Below are 19,947 nucleotides of genomic sequence, written 5' to 3'. Positions count from 1 at the left end.
TTGAGAGAAGGACCTACATTGGCTCCCAAGAAGAAGGTCACCGGCCTCATCAAGCTGCAGATCCAGGCAGGTGCCGCCAACCCGGCCCCGCCGATCGGTCCTGCGCTTGGCCAGCACGGTGTCAACATCATGGAATTCTGCAAGGCGTACAACGCTGCAACGGAATCCCAGCGCGGAAACGTTATCCCGGTTGAAATCACGGTCTACGAAGACCGCTCCTTCACCTTCATCACCAAGACCCCGCCGGCTGCAGAGCTCATCAAGAAGGCTGCAGGCGTCGCCAAGGGTTCGGCCACGCCGCACACCGTCAAGGTTGCCAAGCTGACCCAGGCACAGGTTAACGAGATCGCCACCACCAAGATGGAAGACCTCAACGCCACCAGCCTTGAGGGTGCTGCCAAGATCATTGCGGGCACCGCTCGCTCCATGGGCATCACCGTCGAATAGTCGAGGAACGAACGGACGGTGAGGGCTGAGGAACGAAGCACTCGCCGGAAGTGAATCCCGGAGACTTTCGACAATTAGATACTGTCGAGGGCTAACCACCTCCCGCCGGGAAACCGGCACCATTGAAATATTGAGAATGTTGGAGATCCACGCCGGATTTCCAACTGTGGCAGGGCCCAGCGCGGTCCGTAGACCACAACTGCACAAGGAGAAAAAGCAGCATGGCAAAGCGCAGCAAAGCATATGAGGCAGCCGTAGCCAAGATCGAGGCAGACAAGCTCTACGCCCCGTTCGAAGCCATCAAGCTCGCCAAGGACACCAACCCGTCCAAGTTCGACGCAACCGTTGAGGTCGCTTTCCGTCTCGGCGTTGACCCGCGTAAAGCCGACCAGATGGTCCGTGGCACCGTCAACCTGCCGCACGGCACCGGTAAGACTGCCCGCGTTCTGGTTTTCGCAACGGGCGACAAGGCCGAAGCGGCAATTGCTGCAGGCGCCGATTTCGTTGGTTCCGATGACCTGATCGAAAAGATCGCGGCCGGCTGGACCGACTTCGACGCCGCGGTGGCAACCCCTGACCTCATGGGCAAGGTTGGCCGCCTCGGTAAGGTCCTCGGCCCGCGTAACCTGATGCCGAACCCGAAGACCGGTACCGTGACCGCAGACGTCACCAAGGCTGTCAACGACATCAAGGGTGGAAAGATTGACTTCCGCGTCGACAAGCACTCCAACTTGCACTTCATCATCGGCAAGGTTTCCTTCGACGAGCTGAAGCTGGCCGAGAACTACGCAGCAGCACTGGAAGAGGTTCTTCGCTTGAAGCCGTCCGCTTCCAAGGGCCGCTACATCCAGAAGGCCACCGTCGCCACCACGTTCGGCCCGGGTATCACCGTTGACCCGAACGTCACCAAGGTTCTCACCGAGGCGTAAGCCGCAGGGGAGCATCGACTCTGAAAGGACCGTCCGGCATCGCACCGGGCGGTCCTTTTGTTTTGTCCGCCATGGGAGCCGCTTTCGCGGCGTGGTGAAGCGTACGACGGCGGCTCGCGCCTACTCGGGGCCGGCACCTGGGCGCGGCCGACAGGTACCTATCGCGGCTCGCAGCCTCTGATTAGGCTGGGGACATGACAGGCCAGCTTCCGGACTTCAGCATCCATGAGCTCCACTTGCCGGAGTCCCTGGAAGGACCGGAGGGCAAGGAGTTCAGGGAGCTCTGCTCCGCAATGGACGCCATGGTGCTGGAAACCTGGGGAAACTTGGACAGGGCATCCTCGGCCGCATCCCGTCTCGCGGCTTGGCGCGGCACTCCTTACGAGGCATCCAGGATCTTTTCCGCTCGGGATCACGGCGGCATTGTTGGCTATGCTTCCTGCGCCGTTCCGCTCAAAGACAACGCCGGGACCGCATGGCTGCACGTAGGTGTCTTGCAGAAATATCGCGGACACGGAATCGGAACCGCCTTGCTCCGCACGGTGGAAGAGGTCGCGAAGGCCCAGGGAAGGCATGTCCTGCAGGCGCACACTGAACACCCCGCCGGCTTCCCAGGAACCGGTCTCCTTGATCCGGCCACGGGAGCCGGGGGAGTGCCCGAAGATGGTCCAGGAGTCACCTTCTGCCTCAAAAACGGATACCGCCTGGAGCAGGCCAGCAGGTTCAGCGGGCTGGAGATGGACCACAATGCCGAGTGGGCGAGCCTTGAGCTCGCGGCCCATTCCAAGGCGGACGCCGCATACGAGGTCGTTAGCTGGACGAACCGTTGTCCCGGCGAATACGTGGAGCAGATGGCGGTTCTGATGGGCCGGATGAGTACGGATACTCCCGCGGGAGGCCTTGAGATTGAGGCGGAAGCCTGGGACGCGGCCCGCGTCAGGCAACTTGAGGACACTACCCTTGCCGAGGGCCAAACCGCCCTGGTGGCAGCCGCACGACATCGCCCAACAGGGGAACTCGCCGCGTACACCGTGATTTACCTTGATCCCGCGAAGGCATGGGTGGCCGATCAGGACGATACCTTGGTGGCAAGGCCGCACCGAGGCCACGGGCTGGGAATGCTCGTGAAACTGGCGAACCTGAGAAGACTGCAAGCGGCATATCCGGCTGTCCGGCGCGTCATGACTTTTAACGCCGAGGAAAACGAACATATGCTGGCCATCAACGTACAGCTCGGCTTCCGACCGGTGGGATACGACGGCGAATGGCAAAAGAGGACCAAATGACGAGCACGGTGGAGATCGGCCAACTCTGGATCCCGGATTCCCTTGACGCCGACGACGCGAAGGATTTTCTCGCCGCCGTGGAAGTCAGCCGCAAAGTCCGGATGCAGATCTGGGGAAGCGACGATCTCGCCTACACGCCGTTGGAGAAACTGCTCGAACTTGCAGATCCTTACGAACGCCAGGTCATCCTTGTGGCCCGCGTCGACGGACGCATCGTCGGCACGGTCGATATCGCGCTCCCGCTCGCCGACAACATGGACCTGGCCGAATTCACCCTCGATATCCTCCCGGAGTTCCAACGCAGGGGCGTCGGGCGGCAGCTTCTGGAGGCCGCCGAACACTTCGCCAAGAGCGAGGGCAGGACAATGATCATGGTGGACACCAACCACCCTGCCGCGTCCTTGCATGGGGGTGCCGACGAACAATTGGTGCCGGGCAGTGGCCTCGGGTTCGTCCCCTTGGCCAGCCGTGAGGTCGACTTCGCCCGACGCACCGGCTACACGCTCCAGCACATCGAACAGTTCAGTTCCTGCACCCTCCCGCTGGATTCGAAACTCGTCGCTGAGCTTGAGGCTGAAGCGGAAGACGCGAATGCCGGCCGGTACCGAGTCCACCACTGGACGGACCGCTGCCCGGAACAGTGGCTCGAAGCCGTGGCGGCGCTCGAGAATGCTGCCGGCGAAATAGTGTCGGAGGGTGGTGAGACGGCGGAGGCCGAGCAGCAGCAATTAGTGTTCGACGCCGGTGTCCTACGGCAAGCGGAAGAAGCCGCCGTCGCGCAGGGACGCCGAACGGTGGTCACCGCCGTCGAGCACGTCGCCAGCGGGCGGATCGTCGGGCTCACCACGATCGGCGTCCTGGCGCAGCGTCAGGATGTCGTCTTCCAAGACGACACGATCGTCCTGCAGGAGCACCGGGGAAACAAACTCGGGCTTCTCATCAAGGTCGCCAACATGCAGCGCCTCAGCGAGCAGTTCCCTGACGCCCGGGTGATCTACACCTGGAATGCGCCGGAAAACCGGTACCTGCTGACGGTGAACAAGCAATTGGGATTCACCACGGCAGGAGTCACGGGCCTGTGGCAAAAGGAACTGCCGGACATGGGTCCGAAGGTCACTTCTTCTGAGTGACCGGCGTGATTTGGTTTGCACTTGCCCGTCCCGTAAGCTTGAACTACCAAAGACCGTCGGTTGATGGGAATCCACTCCTCTGTGCGCAGCTCAACACTGCAGCTGTGCGCGGAAGAACCAAGTGGTTTCCCTGACGAAGGACCCTGACAAAGGGCGGCCGGCGCAGGTGAACGAAGCAAGTCTCCATGATCATTTGATCGTGTCGAGCCAAGCCCCGTGCATCTGCGCGGGGCGTTTTTTAGTTACAGCTCTTTTGAGCGGGGACCCGGAAGACCGGCTTTATTCCCCGGAAGGAGGGTTATGGCAACGCCTAGCAAGATCTCTGCAGTAGCTGAGATCACGAACGATTTCAAGGAATCGAACGCCGCTGTCCTGACCGAATACCGCGGGCTCTCTGTCGCACAGCTCAAGGAGCTGCGTGTTTCTCTCGGCCTGGACACCAAGTTCTCGGTCGTCAAGAACACCCTGACCGCCATTGCAGCCAAGGAAGCTGGTGTCGAAGCATTCGACGGTCAGCTCGCCGGCCCCACTGCGATTGCATTCATCAAGGGTGACGCGGTTGCTGCCGCCAAGAGCCTGACGGACTTTGCCAAGGTCAACAAGCAGCTGGTCATCAAGACCGGTTACTTCGAAGGCAAGGCACTGAACGCAGCAGAGGTTGCCGCTCTGGCAGCCCTCGAGTCCCGTGAGCTGCAGCTCGCCAAGGTTGCAGGCATCCTCAAGGCACCTGCTGCCGCTGCTGCACGCATCATTGACGCTCTGCGCCTCAAGCTTGAAGAAGAGGGCGGCGCTGTAGCACCGGCCGCTGAAGAAGCACCGGCTGCCGAAGAGGCTCCCGCCGAGGCTGCTGCAGAAGAGGCTGCCGCTCCGGCTGAAGCCGCTGAAGCAGCAACCGAAGAGAACTAAGTTCTCCCCCCACCAAACTGAGGTGCAGTAACGGACGATGTTCGTAGCGGCACCACCTAAAGGAAGGACGCCAAACATGGCGAAGCTCAGCAACGAAGAGCTCATTGAAGCTTTCAAGGAACTGACCATCATCGAGCTCTCCGAGTTCGTCAAGCTCTTCGAAGAGACCTTCGAAGTTACTGCTGCTGCTGTTGCAGTTGCAGGCCCGGCTGCGGGCGGCGCTGGCGAAGAAGCCGAAGAGAAGACCGAATTTGATGTCATCCTCGAAGCTGCCGGCGACAAGAAGATCGCAGTGATCAAGGAAGTTCGCGCCATCACCTCCCTCGGCCTCAAGGAAGCCAAGGACCTGGTTGACAGCGCACCGAAGGCCGTCCTCGAAGGCGCCAACAAGGAAGCCGCAGAGAAGGCCAAGGAGCAGCTCGAAGCTGCCGGCGCCACGGTTACTGTCAAGTAACTCGCCTTTTCGGGTAATTCACTTTACCTGGGAGCCCCGTCCGGATTCGTCCGGGCGGGGCTTCCTGCCTTTAAGAGCAACGCGGGGTCACTTACGGCCCACTGGGTGCTGCTGGATGGGCCGTAAGTGACCCCGCGTTGCCTTTGGAAGGGTCAGAGGGGGTCGCTGATGTCGGCCACCACGGCCTGCAAAGCGATAGCCAGTTCGTCGGCCTTCACGAAAGCGCTGAATCCGTGTTCGCCAGCACCCATGGATACCCGCCGTCCTGCGATGCTGGCGTCCGCATAGACCGGCCAGGGCTTTGAGCTTCCCAACGGAGTGATGGTGCCGCGCTCATAGCCGGTGGCCTCGAAGGCGATATCGGCGGAGGGCATGGACAGCTTGTTGACGCCCAGGAGTGCGCGCAGCTTGGGCCAGGAGATCTGCCGGTCGCCAGGAACCAGCGCGAACAGGAAGGTTCCGTCCCGGTGTTTGACGACAAGGGACTTCACAATGTCCGACGGCGTGAGCCCCATGATGCGGGCCGCTTCCTCAAGGCTTCCGGCCGCCGCCCGTTCCACGAGCTGGACTTCCAGGCCGCGGGCGGCAGCGTCGGCCAGGAACCGCTCAGTCCCGCGCATTCATGCCTCGTTTCTCAAGTGGCCGCTGACGCTGCCGAACATGCCGAATTCCTAGTCGCGGTACAGGAGCAGTGCTTCGCCCTGACCCCCGCCGCCACACAGGGCGACTGCCGCCTTGCCCTTGCCCCGGCGCCTCAGCTCGTGGGCTGCATGCAGGGCAAGCCGGGCTCCGGAAGCGCCGATCGGGTGTCCAATCGCGATCGCTCCGCCGTGGATATTGCACTTTTCCAAGGGATAGTCCAGGTCCTTCAAGGACTGCACTGCAACCGAGCCGAAGGCTTCGTTGATCTCGATGAAGTCCAAATCGGCCGTTGTCCACCCCGCGCGGTCCAGAGCGTGCCGTATCGCGTTGGACGGCTGCGAATGCAGACTGTTGTCGGGTCCCGCTACCTGGCCGGGCTTGCCGACGACGGCAAGGTAGTCAAGGCCGTTATCCTCGGCAAAGCGACGGCTCGTGAGCACGAGTGCGGAGGCGCCGTCGGACAGGGGAGAGGAGTTGCCCGCGGTGATGGTTCCGTCGGTGGCAAAGGCGCCCTTCAGGGGGGCCAGGGTCTCCAGCGTAGTCTGGGGGCGGACGCCTTCGTCGCTTGTCAGCACCAAGGGTTCTCCCTTGCGCTGTTTGACGCTGATAGGTGCGATCTCGCCGTCGAACACTCCTTGGGCGGCGGCCGCGGCTGCACGCTGGTGCGAAGCGGCGGCCACTTCATCCTGGGAACGGCGGTCGATGCCCAGCGAGAGGTTCTTGATCTCGGTGGACAGGCCCATTGACTGGCCGTCAAAGGCGTCGGTGAGGCCGTCGTGGGCCGCAACATCGAGGGCCTGGATCGCCCCGTAGCTCCACCCTTGCCTCGAACCCGGCAGCAGGTGGGGAGCGCGGCTCATCGATTCCTGGCCGCCGGCAACCACGACGGCGGCATCGCCGCTGCGGATCATTCGCGCGGCATCGATCACGGCAGTCAGCCCGGAGAGGCACACTTTGTTGATGGTGACGGCCGGGATGTTCCAGCCGATGCCGGCGGCGATGGCACTTTGCCGGGCCGGATTCTGGCCGGCGCCCGCTTGAAGGACCTGTCCCATGATCACCGCGTCCACTTTGTCCGCAGTGAGCCCGCTCGCCGCGATGGCGCCTGAAATGGCGTGCGCGCCGAGCTCGACGGCGGTGAGTCCAGCCAGCTGACCGTTCAACCGGCCCTGTGGGGTACGGCTGGCGGAAAGGATGACAACGTCGTTGTTGTCCCTTTTGTCTGAAGGGGTGCTCATTTTCTCTCTTCCGATCAAGGGTGGTGAGCCTAGGCTACAGTGGCGCCCATCACCTCTCCATTCAACAATCGAGCCCCGAACAACATTCCGTCCGCGGCGGCCGCATAGGTGCCTGCGGCAACTGTGCTTGCATTCAAGCGAAATGTGGGGTAGACAGGTGGGTTGATTTGCCGTATTGTGGATATTTGCGTCTTCCCTGTTAACCTTCAGCCTTCATATAGCGGTGGGCTTTACCCCTCAGCTGCGCCTTTTGATGTGCCGTTTAGAACGTGCACGCTCTTGGTCAGCCGGGGTCCCGGGTCATATAGCGGAACCGGAAAGGTACACTGCGGATTCAATCTGCAGGGTGCAAGCGGGGGAGATCTGAAAACGCCTGAAGGTCTGTGGAAGGATCCCTCTTGGTCGCCTCGAGCACCTCTAATAACGAAACCGCTAATACGGCAAGCACCGATGGTGCAACTCGCCGGCTCTCATTCGCAAAGATTCACGAACCGCTGGACGTTCCGAATCTGCTCGCACTGCAGACAGACAGCTTTGACTGGCTCGTCGGAAACGAACGCTGGCAGGCGCGGGTAGCGAAGGCCGTCGAGGAAGGCGACCTGAGCGTCGCCACCACCTCTGGACTTGCCGACATCTTCGAAGAGATCTCCCCCATCGAGGACTTCCAGGGCACTATGTCCCTGAGCTTCTCCGAGCCGGAGTTCGCTGATCCGAAGTACACCATGGCCGAATGCAAAGACCGTGACGCCACCTACTCGGCACCGCTGTATGTCAAGGCCGAGTTCATGAACAACAACACGGGTGAAATCAAGCAGCAGACCGTGTTCATGGGCGATTTCCCTCTCATGACCGAGAAGGGAACGTTCGTTGTCAACGGCACCGAGCGTGTCGTCGTCTCCCAGCTGGTTCGTTCGCCGGGCGCCTACTTTGAGCGCACCGCTGACAAGACCAGTGACAAGGACATCTTCACTGCAAAGATCATCCCGTCCCGCGGTGCATGGTTCGAGCTCGAAATCGACAAGCGCGACCAGGTCGGCGTTCGCCTCGACCGTAAGCGCAAGCAGTCGGTCACCGTTCTGCTGAAGGCCCTTGGTTGGACCGAAGGCCAGATCCTGGAAGAGTTCGGCCAGTACGACTCCATGCGCGCAACGCTGGAGAAGGACGCCACCGAAACCCGCGAAGACGCGCTTCTGGACATCTACCGCAAGCTGCGTCCGGGCGAGCCGCCCACCGTCGAGGCTGCCCAGTCCCTGCTGGACAACCTGTACTTCAATGCAAAGCGCTACGATCTGGCCAAGGTTGGCCGTTACAAGATCAACCGCAAGCTCGGCATCGACCGTTCCCTTGGCGACAAGGAAGCTTCGGTCCTGCACGTTGAAGACATCGTCGCCATGATCAAGTTCCTCGTCGCGCTTCACGCTGGCGAGAAGACCCTCATGGGCAAGCGCGATGGCGAAGACCACGAGCTCCGCGTCGAGATCGATGACATCGACCACTTCGGCAACCGCCGCATCCGCGCCGTCGGCGAATTGATCGAGAACCAGGTCCGCACCGGCCTGTCCCGCATGGAGCGCGTCGTCCGCGAACGCATGACCACGCAGGACGTCGAAGCGATCACGCCTCAGACCCTGATCAACATCCGCCCTGTCGTGGCAGCGATCAAGGAGTTCTTCGGAACGTCCCAGCTGTCCCAGTTCATGGACCAGAACAACCCGTTGTCGGGTTTGACCCACAAGCGCCGCCTGTCGGCTCTTGGCCCGGGTGGTCTGTCCCGTGACCGCGCAGGCATGGAAGTTCGAGACGTTCACCCGTCCCACTACGGACGTATGTGCCCCATCGAAACTCCTGAAGGCCCGAACATTGGTCTGATCGGTTCGCTGGCTTCCTACGGCCGGATCAACCCGTTCGGTTTCATCGAGACTCCGTACCGTTTGGTTTCCGAGGGCGTCGTTTCCGATGAGGTCCAGTACCTCACCGCCGACGACGAAGCTGAAGTCCTGATCGCACAGGCCAACGCACCGCTGGACGCCGACAAGAAGTTCGCGGAAGAAACCGTGCTTGTCCGTGCCCGTGGTGGTGGAGGCGAGCCTGTTCTGGTTCCGGCTGCCGACGTTCAGTTCATGGACGTTTCCCCGCGCCAGATGGTTTCCGTGGCTACCGCCCTGATTCCGTTCCTCGAGCATGACGATGCAAACCGCGCACTCATGGGTGCCAACATGCAGCGCCAGGCTGTGCCGCTGGTCCGTTCCGAGGCCCCGTTCGTGGGTACCGGCATGGAGCGCGCTGCCGCGGTCGACGCCGGTGACGTTGTCATCGCGAAGAAGGCTGGTGTCGTCAACGAAGTTTCCGCTGACCTCGTCACCATGCTTAACGACGACGGCACGGAAACCAGCTACCGCATCAACAAGTTCGCCCGTTCAAACCAGGGCAACTGCTACAACCACCGTGTCCTCGTCAACGAAGGCCAGCGCCTCGAAGTCGGCGGCATCATCGCTGACGGCCCGGCAACGGACCAGGGTGAACTCGCCCTCGGCAAGAACCTCCTCGTGGCATTCATGTCCTGGGAAGGCCACAACTTCGAGGACGCCATCATCCTGTCGCAGCGCATTGTCGCTGAGGATGTCCTTTCCTCCATCCACATCGAGGAGCACGAGATCGATGCCCGCGACACCAAGCTTGGTGCCGAGGAAATCACCCGTGACATCCCCAACGTGTCCGAGGAAGTCCTCGCAGGACTGGACGAGCGCGGCATCATCCACATCGGTGCAGAGGTTGAAGCTGGCGACATCCTGGTCGGTAAGGTCACCCCGAAGGGTGAAACCGAACTGACCCCGGAAGAGCGCCTGCTCCGTGCGATCTTCGGTGAGAAGTCCCGCGAAGTGCGTGACACCTCCCTGAAGGTTCCCCACGGTGAGTCCGGCACGGTTATCGGCGTGCGCGTCTTCGACCGCGACAACGACGACGAGCTGCCCCCGGGCGTCAACCAGCTCGTCCGCGTCTACGTAGCGGCCAAGCGCAAGATCACCGACGGCGACAAGCTCGCCGGCCGTCACGGCAACAAGGGCGTTATCTCCAAGATCTTGCCCGTAGAAGACATGCCGTTCCTTGCTGACGGTACGCCGGTGGACATCGTCCTGAACCCCCTGGGTGTTCCGGGTCGAATGAACGTCGGCCAGGTGCTGGAAACGCACCTTGGTTGGGTTGCCAAGACCGGTTGGAAGATCGAAGGCGAGCCGGAGTGGGTCAAGAACCTCCCGAACCTGCCTCGTGAAACCGGCCAGACGACTGTCGCCACTCCGGTGTTCGACGGTGCACGCGAAGAGGAAATCACAGGTCTGCTGGATTCCACCAACGTGACCCGCGACGGCGACCGCCTGATCGACTCCTCCGGCAAGACGCGTCTGTTCGACGGCCGCTCCGGCGAGCCGTTCCCGGACCCGATCTCCGTTGGCTACATGTACATCCTGAAGCTCCACCACCTGGTGGACGACAAGATCCACGCTCGCTCCACCGGCCCGTACTCCATGATCACGCAGCAGCCGCTGGGTGGTAAAGCACAGTTCGGTGGCCAGCGCTTCGGTGAAATGGAAGTGTGGGCGCTCGAAGCGTACGGTGCTGCCTACACCCTCCAGGAACTGCTCACGATCAAGTCGGATGACATCCACGGCCGCGTGAAGGTTTACGAAGCCATCGTCAAGGGCGAGAACATCCCCGAGCCTGGCGTTCCGGAATCCTTCAAGGTCTTGATCAAGGAAATGCAGTCGCTGTGCCTGAACGTGGAAGTTCTTTCCACGGATGGTACGACGATCGAAATGCGTGACTCTGATGACGCAGTCTTTAYGGCTGCGGAAGAACTGGGCATTGATCTGTCTCGCGCAGAGCCCAGCTCCGTAGAAGAGGTCTAAACAGCCGCTTTTGGCTGGCGGTGCGAACCGCCAGCCAAAAGGCAGCTGCCTCTTTCCGTAAATCAAGACTTCAGAATTTAGAGAACAAGAGAGAACAGGGACCATATGTCCAGCGAATCCTCCTTCGGCCTCATGCAGATCGGCCTCGCCACCGCGGAAGACATCCGCGGCTGGTCGTACGGTGAGGTCAAGAAGCCGGAAACCATCAACTACCGCACGCTCAAGCCCGAGAAGGACGGCCTCTTCTGCGAGAAGATCTTCGGCCCGTCCCGGGACTGGGAATGCTACTGCGGCAAGTACAAGCGCGTGCGCTTCAAGGGCATCATCTGCGAGCGTTGTGGCGTTGAGGTCACTCGCGCCAAGGTGCGCCGCGAGCGCATGGGCCACATCGAACTGGCCGCTCCCGTCACGCACATCTGGTATTTCAAGGGTGTTCCCTCCCGTTTGGGCTACCTCCTTGACCTGGCACCGAAGGACCTCGAAAAGGTCATCTACTTCGCTGCCTACATGATCACCAGCGTGGACACCGAGAGCCGTCACGCGGAACTGCCGAACCTTCAGGTGGAGCACGACCTCGAGAAGAAGCAGCTCGTCGACAACCGCGACAGCGACATCGCCACGATTGCCCGCGACCTTGAGGACGAGCTTGCCCGCCTCGAAGGTGAAGGCGCCAAGGCTGCTGACAAGAAGAAGGCCCGCGACTCCGCGGACCGTCAGATGGCCAACGTCCGCAAGCGCGCGGATGCTGAAATCGAGCGCCTCGAGCAGGTCTGGGACCGCTTCAAGAACCTCAAGGTCGCCGACCTCGAAGGTGACGAAGGCCTGTACCGCGAACTGCGCGACCGCTACGGCATGTACTTCGAAGGCTCCATGGGTGCCGAAGCCATCAAGAAGCGTCTTGAGAACTTCGACATGCAGGCAGAGTCGGAATCCCTGCGCGACACCATCCAGAACGGCAAGGGCCAGCGCAAAACCCGTGCCCTCAAGCGACTGAAGGTTGTCAACGCATTCCTGACCACCAACAACAGCCCGCTCGGCATGGTGCTGGACGCTGTCCCGGTGATCCCGCCGGAACTGCGCCCGATGGTCCAGCTGGACGGTGGCCGCTTCGCGACCTCCGACCTCAACGACCTCTACCGCCGTGTGATCAACCGCAACAACCGACTCAAGCGACTGCTTGACCTCGGCGCTCCGGAGATCATCGTCAACAACGAGAAGCGCATGCTTCAGGAAGCTGTTGACAGCCTCTTCGACAACGGTCGTCGCGGCCGTCCCGTCACGGGTCCGGGCAACCGTCCGCTGAAGTCCCTGAGCGACATGCTCAAGGGCAAGCAGGGTCGTTTCCGCCAGAACCTGCTCGGCAAGCGCGTCGACTACTCCGGCCGTTCGGTCATCGTCGTCGGCCCGCAGCTGAAGCTGCACCAGTGTGGTCTGCCCAAGCAGATGGCCCTGGAGCTCTTCAAGCCGTTCGTGATGAAGCGACTGGTTGACCTCAACCACGCGCAGAACATCAAGTCGGCAAAGCGCATGGTCGAGCGTTACCGCCCGCAGGTCTGGGACGTGCTGGAAGAGATCATCACCGAACACCCGGTGCTGCTCAACCGTGCACCTACCCTGCACCGCCTCGGCATCCAGGCATTCGAGCCGCAGCTTGTTGAAGGCAAGGCCATCCAGCTTCACCCGCTGGTTTGTGGCGCCTTCAACGCCGACTTCGACGGCGACCAGATGGCAGTCCACCTGCCGCTGAGCCCCGAAGCGCAGGCTGAAGCCCGCATCCTGATGCTGTCATCCAACAACATCTTGAAGCCGTCTGATGGCCGTCCGGTGACCCTGCCTTCGCAGGACATGATCATCGGTCTGTACCACCTGACCACCAAGCGCGTTGGTTCCGCAGGCGAAGGCCGTATCTTCTCCTCGGTTTCGGAAGCCATCATGGCCTACGATGCCCGCGAGCTGCATCTGAACTCCCAGGTCAAGATCCGCCTTGAGGGCTTTGTTCCTTACGCCGGCTGGGAAGCTCCGGAAGGTTGGGAGCCGGGTCAGACCGCACTGGTCCAGACCTCCCTCGGCCAGGTTCTCTTCAACGAGACCCTGCCGGAGGACTACCCGTGGGTTGAGGCCGTTGCTGACAAGGGCGAGCTTTCCCGGATCGTCAACGACCTCGCAGAGCGGTACCCGAAGGTTGTCACGGCTGCAACGCTGGACAACCTGAAGGACGCCGGTTTCTACTGGGCAACCCGCTCGGGCGTCACCGTGGCAATCTCCGACATCGAGGTGCCTACCTCCAAGCCGGCCATCCTGGCCGGTTACGAGACCATGGCTGCCAAGATCCAGGGCCAGTACGACAAGGGCCTGATCGACGACGACGAGCGTCGCCAGGAACTGATCGAGATCTGGAACAAGGCCACCAACGAAATCGCTCAGGCGATGCGTGACAGCCTGTCCCCGATGAACACCATCAACCGCATGGTGTCCTCCGGTGCACGTGGTAACTGGATGCAGGTCCGCCAGATCGCGGGTATCCGTGGTCTTGTGGCCAACCCGAAGGGTGAGATCATCCCGCGTCCGATCAAGTCCTCGTACCGCGAGGGCCTGTCGGTGCTGGAATACTTCATCGCCACGCACGGTGCCCGTAAGGGTCTGGCCGACACCGCGCTGCGTACCGCCAACTCGGGTTACTTGACCCGTCGTCTGGTGGACGTTTCGCAGGACGTCATCGTCCGTGAAGAGGACTGTGGCACCGAGCGTGGTCTCATGACCGCGATTGCCGTGCCGGACTCCAACGGTGAGCTGGTCCTTGACGAGAACGTTGAGAACAGCGCCTACGCACGTACCCTCGCCGTCGACGTCGTCGACTCCAAGGGCGCGGTGCTTGCAGCTGCCGGCACCGACTGCGGCGACGTGGTCATTGCCGAGCTGCTCGCAGCGGGCATCACCGAGGTCAAGGTCCGTTCCGTGCTCACGTGTGAGTCCAAGGTCGGCACCTGTGCGCTCTGCTACGGCCGTTCGCTGGCCACCGGCAAGACCGTGGACATCGGAGAGGCCGTCGGCATCATCGCCGCACAGTCGATCGGTGAACCCGGTACCCAGCTGACCATGCGTACGTTCCACACCGGTGGTGCTGTTTCCGCCAGCGGTGGCGATGACATCACCCAGGGTCTGCCCCGTATCCAGGAGCTCTTCGAAGCCCGTACTCCGAAGGGTGTTGCACCGATTGCTGAAGCAGCCGGCCGCATCGCCATTGAAGAGTCCGAGCGCCAGATGCGCCTCATCATCACCCCGGACGATGGTTCCGAGGAGATCGCCTACCCGGTGCTGCGCCGTTCCCGCCTCCTCATCGAGGATGGCGAGCACGTCAGCGTCGGCCAGAAGCTGATCAACGGTCCTGTGGACCCGAAGCAGGTTCTGCGCATCATGGGTCCGCGTGCCGCCCAGAAGTTCCTGGTGGACGAGGTCCAAGGCGTCTACCGCAGCCAGGGCATTGGTATCCACGACAAGCACGTGGAAGTCATCGTCCGTCAGATGCTGCGCCGCGTGACCGTCATCGAATCCGGCGACTCTGATCTGCTTCCGGGCGAGCTCGCTGAGCGCAGCCGCTTCGAAGACGAGAACCGTCGCGTGGTGTCCGAGGGCCGTACCCCGGCTTCCGGTCGTCCGGAACTCATGGGTATCACCAAGGCATCTCTGGCAACCGAGTCCTGGCTGTCGGCCGCTTCCTTCCAGGAGACCACCCGCGTTCTAACGCAGGCGGCCATGGAAGGCAAGAGCGACCCGCTGCTCGGCCTCAAGGAGAACGTCATCATCGGTAAGCTCATCCCGGCCGGTACGGGCCTGCCCCGTTACACCGAAGTCACCGTGGAGCCGACTGAAGAAGCAAAGGCAAGCCTGTTCACGGGCCCCAGCGCCTTCACCGACTTCTCGTACGACGCGCTGGGCGGCGATGGAGCTCCCGAGTTCCACGCCATCCCGCTGGATGACTACGATCTCGGCAACGACTTCCGCTAAGAAGTCTGTATCGCAAAGGAAGGACCCCGTACTCGGCGAGTGCGGGGTCCTTCCCGTTTTGGGGCCTTGCGCTCCGTTAGGCGCACGACGACGGCGGGCGGCACCCGACGTCGTCGGCCGCCATACACCCGATTAAGGCCTCAGATCAAGCCATGCTAGAATTTTGGTAATTGTTCTGTGTGGCAGTGGATGAAGGCCGCCGCAGCATCATTTCGGTTTTGTTCTCATGATGTTGGGTGGAGCCTGTTTCCGGGTTGCGGGCTACGTGCGCAACGAATGCCGCACTTTTGCACGCCCATCGGGTCTTCGGACCTGGGCCGCATGGACAACGCCAAAGCTCTCACGCAAACACAGGCCAACGCCTGGGCGCGGAGCAGAGATCAACCAACGGAGAACACGAAAGTGCCTACGATTAACCAGCTGGTCCGCAAGGGCCGCACGCCGAAGGTCTCCAAGACCAAGGCTCCCGCGCTTAAGGGCAGCCCGATGCGCCGCGGTGTTTGCACCCGCGTTTACACGACCACCCCGAAGAAGCCGAACTCGGCTCTCCGTAAGGTTGCACGTGTGCGCCTCAACGGTGGCGTTGAAGTTACCGCCTACATCCCCGGTGTTGGCCACAACCTCCAGGAGCACTCCATCGTGCTGGTCCGTGGTGGTCGTGTGAAGGACCTTCCGGGTGTCCGTTACAAGATCGTCCGTGGTGCCCTCGATACCCAGGGTGTCAAGAACCGCAAGCAGGCCCGCAGCCGCTACGGCGCAAAGATGGAGAAGAAGTAATATGCCTCGCAAGGGTCCGGCCCCGAAGCGGCCGCTAGTTTCCGATCCCGTTTACGGTTCCCCGTTGGTCACCCAGCTGATCAACAAGGTTCTGATCGACGGCAAGAAGTCCACCGCAGAGCGCATCGTTTACGGCGCACTCGAAGGTGCACGCGCCAAGTCCGGTGGCGACCCCGTCGCCGCCCTCAAGAAGGCCATGGACAACGTCAAGCCTTCCCTCGAGGTCCGCTCCCGCCGCGTCGGTGGCGCAACCTACCAGGTTCCCGTTGAGGTCAAGCCGGGCCGTTCCACCGCCCTCGCTCTCCGCTGGCTGGTTGGCTACTCCAAGGCCCGCCGCGAGAAGACGATGACCGAGCGCCTCCAGAACGAAATCCTGGATGCGTCCAACGGTCTCGGTGCCGCTGTGAAGCGTCGCGAAGACACCCACAAGATGGCCGAGTCGAACAAGGCCTTCGCACACTACCGCTGGTAAAACTTCCCGTACGCCGCCGGCTCCCTGAGCTGGCGGCGAACGTGTAGTCCATCCGAAAGGGAGACACCGTGGCACAGGACGTGCTTACCGACCTTAGCAAGGTCCGCAACATCGGCATCATGGCCCACATCGATGCCGGCAAGACCACCACCACCGAGCGCATCCTGTTCTACACGGGTGTGAACCACAAGATCGGCGAAACGCACGACGGCGCTTCGACGACCGACTGGATGGAACAGGAAAAGGAACGCGGCATCACCATCACGTCTGCCGCCGTGACCTGCTTCTGGGACAAGAACCAGATCAACATCATTGACACCCCGGGCCACGTGGACTTCACGGTTGAGGTCGAGCGCTCGCTGCGCGTCCTCGACGGCGCCGTTGCTGTCTTCGATGGCAAGGAAGGCGTCGAGCCCCAGTCCGAGACTGTTTGGCGCCAGGCCGACAAGTACAACGTGCCGCGCATCTGCTTCGTCAACAAGATGGACAAGCTCGGCGCTGACTTCTACTTCACCGTAGACACCATCATCAGCCGCCTCGGTGCCAAGCCGCTGGTTCTCCAGCTGCCGATCGGTGCAGAGAACGACTTCATCGGCGTCGTGGATCTCCTCGAGATGCGCGCCCTGGTGTGGCCGGGCGATGCCAAGGGTGACGTCACCATGGGTGCCAAGTACGAGGTCCAGGAGATCCCCGCCGATCTCCAGGCCAAGGCTGAGGAATACCGTGCACAGCTCGTCGAGACTGTTGCCGAGGCTTCCGAAGAACTCATGGAGAAGTACCTCGAAGGTGAAGAACTCACTGTCGAGGAGCTCAAGGCCGGCATCCGCAAGATGACGATCAACTCCGAGCTCTACCCGGTTCTCTGTGGTTCTGCTTTCAAGAACCGCGGCGTACAGCCGATGCTGGATGCTGTTGTCGACTTCCTGCCGAACCCGCTCGACGTCCCGCCCATGGTCGGTCACGACCCGCGCGACGAAGAGAAGGAACTCACCCGCAAGCCTTCTGCCGAAGAGCCGTTCTCGGCCCTGGCGTTCAAGATTGCCGCGCACCCGTTCTTCGGCCAGCTCACCTTCATCCGCGTGTACTCCGGTCACGTAGAAGCAGGTGCCCAGGTGGTCAACTCCACCAAGGGCAAGAAGGAGCGCATCGGCAAGCTGTTCCAGATGCACGCCAACAAGGAAATGCCTGTTGAAGGCGCTACCGCGGGCCACATCTACGCAGCAATCGGTCTGAAGGACACGACGACGGGCGACACCCTGTGCGACGCGAACAACCAGATCGTCCTCGAGTCCATGAGCTTCCCGGAGCCCGTGATCTCGGTTGCCATCGAGCCGAACACCAAGGGTGACCAGGAGAAGCTCTCCACGGCCATCCAGAAGCTCTCCGCTGAGGACCCGACCTTCCAGGTCTCCCTCAACGAGGACACCGGTCAGACCATCATCGCCGGCATGGGCGAGCTCCACCTGGACATCCTGGTGGACCGCATGCGCCGCGAATTCAAGGTCGAGGCAAACGTCGGCAAGCCGCAGGTTGCTTACCGCGAAACCATCAAGCGCGCTGTAGAGCGTCACGACTACACGCACAAGAAGCAGACCGGTGGTTCGGGTCAGTTCGCTAAGATCCAGATCGCCATCGAGCCGATGGACACCGCCGACGGCGAGCTCTACGCGTTCGAGAACAAGGTCACCGGTGGCCGCGTGCCCCGCGAGTACATCCCGTCCGTTGACGCGGGCATCCAGGATGCACTCAACGACGGCGTTCTGGCCGGTTACCCGGTTGTCGGCATCAAGGCCACGCTGATTGACGGCGCGTACCACGATGTTGACTCCTCGGAAATGGCGTTCAAGATCGCCGGCCGTATGGCTTTCAAGGAAGCCGCACGCAAGGCGAACCCGGTTCTGCTCGAGCCGCTGATGGATGTTGAGGTCCGCACCCCTGAGGAATACATGGGTGAAGTAATCGGTGACCTGAACTCCCGCCGTGGCCAGATGCAGTCCATGGAAGATGCCGCTGGCGTCAAGGTGATCCGTGCGCACGTTCCGCTGTCCGGCATGTTCGGCTACATCGGTGACCTGCGTTCGAAGACCCAGGGCCGTGCTGTGTACTCCATGACGTTCAACAGCTACGCCGAGGTCCCGAAGGCAGTTGCCGACGAGATCATCCAGAAGAACCGCGGCGAGTAATCACCGACGGATAAACCAGGATGCTGGCCCGTTCCGGGAAAGCATTCAGTGCAGGCGCCGGGCTGTGGCCCAGGCCGCAGTCCGGTCCCTGCACGAACAGACTCCAGGCACCAGCATTGGTCCCTGAATCTGCAATTTCACCAAATCCAAAGCCCCCAAGTAGACTTGCTGGAGTTTCTGCCGCGAAAAGCGCGGCCGAGGAGCAACTCACTTGAAATCGTTCTAGGAGGAACCTGTGGCAAAGGCAAAGTTCGAGCGGACTAAGCCGCACGTCAACATCGGCACCATTGGTCACGTTGACCACGGTAAGACGACGCTGACTGCCGCCATTTCCAAGGTGCTGTACGACAAGTACCCCACTCTCAACGAGCAGCGCGACTTCGCGTCGATTGACTCTGCTCCGGAAGAGCGCCAGCGTGGTATTACCATCAACATCTCCCACGTTGAGTACCAGACCGAGAAGCGCCACTACGCACACGTAGACGCTCCGGGTCACGCTGACTACATCAAGAACATGATCACCGGTGCTGCCCAGATGGACGGTGCGATCCTCGTGGTTGCCGCCACTGACGGCCCGATGGCTCAGACCCGCGAGCACGTTCTGCTCGCCCGCCAGGTTGGTGTTCCCTACCTGCTGGTCGCGCTGAACAAGTCGGACATGGTCGACGACGAAGAGCTTCTCGACCTCGTTGAAATGGAAGTTCGCGAGCTGCTCAGCGCTCAGGGCTTCGATGGCGACGACGCTCCGGTTGTGCGTGTTTCCGGCCTCAAGGCACTCGAAGGCGACCCGATTTGGGTCAAGTCCGTCGAAGACCTCATGGAAGCTGTCGACAACTCGGTTCCGGACCCCGTACGTGACCGTGACAAGCCGTTCCTGATGCCGATCGAAGATGTCTTCACGATCACCGGCCGTGGCACCGTTGTTACGGGTCGCGCCGAGCGCGGTACCCTCGCGATCAACTCTGAAGTTGAAATCGTTGGTATCCGTCCGGTCCAGAAGACCACCGTCACCGGTATCGAGATGTTCCACAAGCAGCTCGACGAAGCATGGGCTGGCGAGAACTGTGGCCTCCTGCTCCGCGGTCTGAAGCGCGACGACGTCGAGCGTGGCCAGGTTGTCGTCAAGCCGGGTTCCATCACCCCGCACACCGACTTCGAGGCTAACGTCTACATCCTGTCCAAGGACGAAGGCGGACGTCACAACCCGTTCTACTCGAACTACCGCCCGCAGTTCTACTTCCGTACCACGGACGTAACCGGCGTTATCACCCTGCCGGAAGGCACGGAAATGGTTATGCCTGGCGACAACACTGAGATGACCGTTGAGCTCATCCAGCCGATCGCTATGGAAGAGGGCCTCGGCTTCGCAATCCGTGAAGGTGGCCGCACCGTTGGTTCGGGACGTGTCACCAAGATCCTCAAGTAGTTTCTGCTTGTAGATCGGTGAAGGACTGGCTGTCTAGCGGCCGGTAGCAAACCAAAGAAGAACCCCGTCACTACTGTGGCGGGGTTCTTCTTTGCTATAGTTAATCTATCGAATGGATAAATTGAGCATCACCCACCCTGGACAGGA

14 protein-coding genes are annotated in these 19,947 nt (G+C 61.5%); 12 read left to right on the top strand and 2 right to left on the bottom strand.

The genetic code is table 11. From position 1 onward, the window contains the following. The first annotated feature begins 18 nt into the window (after window positions 1–18). The 6 genes from rplK to rplL all read left to right on the top strand — a co-directional run bounded on the left by rplK (window position 19) and on the right by rplL (window position 5,152). Entirely contained in the window at window positions 19–447 is a 429-nt protein-coding gene (gene rplK / locus AC1DLO_RS04205; protein WP_184741995.1) for a 50S ribosomal protein L11, read from the top strand. A gap of 221 nt (window positions 448–668) precedes the next feature. Continuing rightward, the gene (rplA, locus tag AC1DLO_RS04200; protein ID WP_184741994.1) at window positions 669–1,376 is read left to right on the top strand and encodes a 50S ribosomal protein L1; all 708 of its coding nucleotides are present in this window, start codon (window positions 669–671) and stop codon (window positions 1,374–1,376) included. A 194-nt stretch (window positions 1,377–1,570) separates the two neighbouring features. After that, on the top strand, window positions 1,571–2,662 hold the full coding sequence (locus AC1DLO_RS04195) for a GNAT family N-acetyltransferase (RefSeq protein WP_476889347.1): 1,092 nt from the start codon (window positions 1,571–1,573) through the stop codon (window positions 2,660–2,662). Next, window positions 2,641–3,792 carry a GNAT family N-acetyltransferase gene (locus AC1DLO_RS04190; RefSeq protein WP_476889346.1) on the top strand — a complete coding sequence of 384 codons (1,152 nt, stop codon included), beginning with the start codon at window positions 2,641–2,643 and terminating at the stop codon, window positions 3,790–3,792. Before AC1DLO_RS04195 ends, AC1DLO_RS04190 begins: the two co-directional genes overlap by 22 nt. A gap of 300 nt (window positions 3,793–4,092) precedes the next feature. Continuing rightward, window positions 4,093–4,698 carry a 50S ribosomal protein L10 gene (gene rplJ / locus AC1DLO_RS04185; RefSeq protein WP_395798191.1) on the top strand — a complete coding sequence of 202 codons (606 nt, stop codon included), beginning with the start codon at window positions 4,093–4,095 and terminating at the stop codon, window positions 4,696–4,698. 76 nt (window positions 4,699–4,774) lie between these two features. Next, window positions 4,775–5,152, top strand: a complete 378-nt coding sequence (gene rplL, locus AC1DLO_RS04180) for a 50S ribosomal protein L7/L12 (protein WP_184740626.1) — start codon at window positions 4,775–4,777, stop codon at window positions 5,150–5,152. Window positions 5,153–5,304: 152 nt separating this feature from the next. Here rplL and AC1DLO_RS04175 read toward each other — a convergent pair whose 3' ends face one another. Both AC1DLO_RS04175 and AC1DLO_RS04170 read right to left on the bottom strand, forming a co-directional pair. Beyond that, on the bottom strand, window positions 5,305–5,772 hold the full coding sequence (locus AC1DLO_RS04175) for an aminoacyl-tRNA deacylase (protein ID WP_476889345.1): 468 nt from the start codon (window positions 5,770–5,772) through the stop codon (window positions 5,305–5,307). A 51-nt stretch (window positions 5,773–5,823) separates the two neighbouring features. Beyond that, window positions 5,824–7,032 (bottom strand): acetyl-CoA C-acetyltransferase, encoded by a 1,209-nt coding sequence (locus tag AC1DLO_RS04170; protein WP_476889344.1) that lies wholly within the window; start codon window positions 7,030–7,032, stop codon window positions 5,824–5,826. A 398-nt stretch (window positions 7,033–7,430) separates the two neighbouring features. Here AC1DLO_RS04170 and rpoB point away from each other — a divergent pair, with 398 nt between their 5' ends. The 6 genes from rpoB (at window position 7,431) to tuf (ending at window position 19,800) form a co-directional block, all read left to right on the top strand. Beyond that, complete coding sequence (gene rpoB / locus AC1DLO_RS04165; protein WP_476914405.1) at window positions 7,431–10,937, top strand: DNA-directed RNA polymerase subunit beta; 3,507 nt, start codon at window positions 7,431–7,433, stop codon at window positions 10,935–10,937. 105 nt (window positions 10,938–11,042) lie between these two features. Continuing rightward, window positions 11,043–14,942, top strand: coding sequence for a DNA-directed RNA polymerase subunit beta' (locus tag AC1DLO_RS04160; protein ID WP_284755100.1), 3,900 nt, complete (start codon window positions 11,043–11,045; stop codon window positions 14,940–14,942). 402 nt (window positions 14,943–15,344) lie between these two features. Beyond that, the gene (gene rpsL, locus AC1DLO_RS04155; protein ID WP_009358312.1) at window positions 15,345–15,719 is read left to right on the top strand and encodes a 30S ribosomal protein S12; all 375 of its coding nucleotides are present in this window, start codon (window positions 15,345–15,347) and stop codon (window positions 15,717–15,719) included. 1 nt (window position 15,720) lies between these two features. After that, the gene (rpsG, locus tag AC1DLO_RS04150; protein ID WP_059387355.1) at window positions 15,721–16,191 is read left to right on the top strand and encodes a 30S ribosomal protein S7; all 471 of its coding nucleotides are present in this window, start codon (window positions 15,721–15,723) and stop codon (window positions 16,189–16,191) included. A gap of 68 nt (window positions 16,192–16,259) precedes the next feature. Continuing rightward, window positions 16,260–18,374 carry an elongation factor G gene (gene fusA / locus AC1DLO_RS04145; protein ID WP_236812282.1) on the top strand — a complete coding sequence of 705 codons (2,115 nt, stop codon included), beginning with the start codon at window positions 16,260–16,262 and terminating at the stop codon, window positions 18,372–18,374. A 235-nt stretch (window positions 18,375–18,609) separates the two neighbouring features. Further along, window positions 18,610–19,800 carry an elongation factor Tu gene (tuf, locus tag AC1DLO_RS04140; RefSeq protein WP_476889343.1) on the top strand — a complete coding sequence of 397 codons (1,191 nt, stop codon included), beginning with the start codon at window positions 18,610–18,612 and terminating at the stop codon, window positions 19,798–19,800. Window positions 19,801–19,947: the final 147 nt, after the last annotated feature.

The organism is Arthrobacter sp. 01T419, assembly GCF_056398865.1.
Note: the sequence above shows the minus strand (reverse complement) of the source record. Positions and strands in the feature narration are given on the sequence as shown.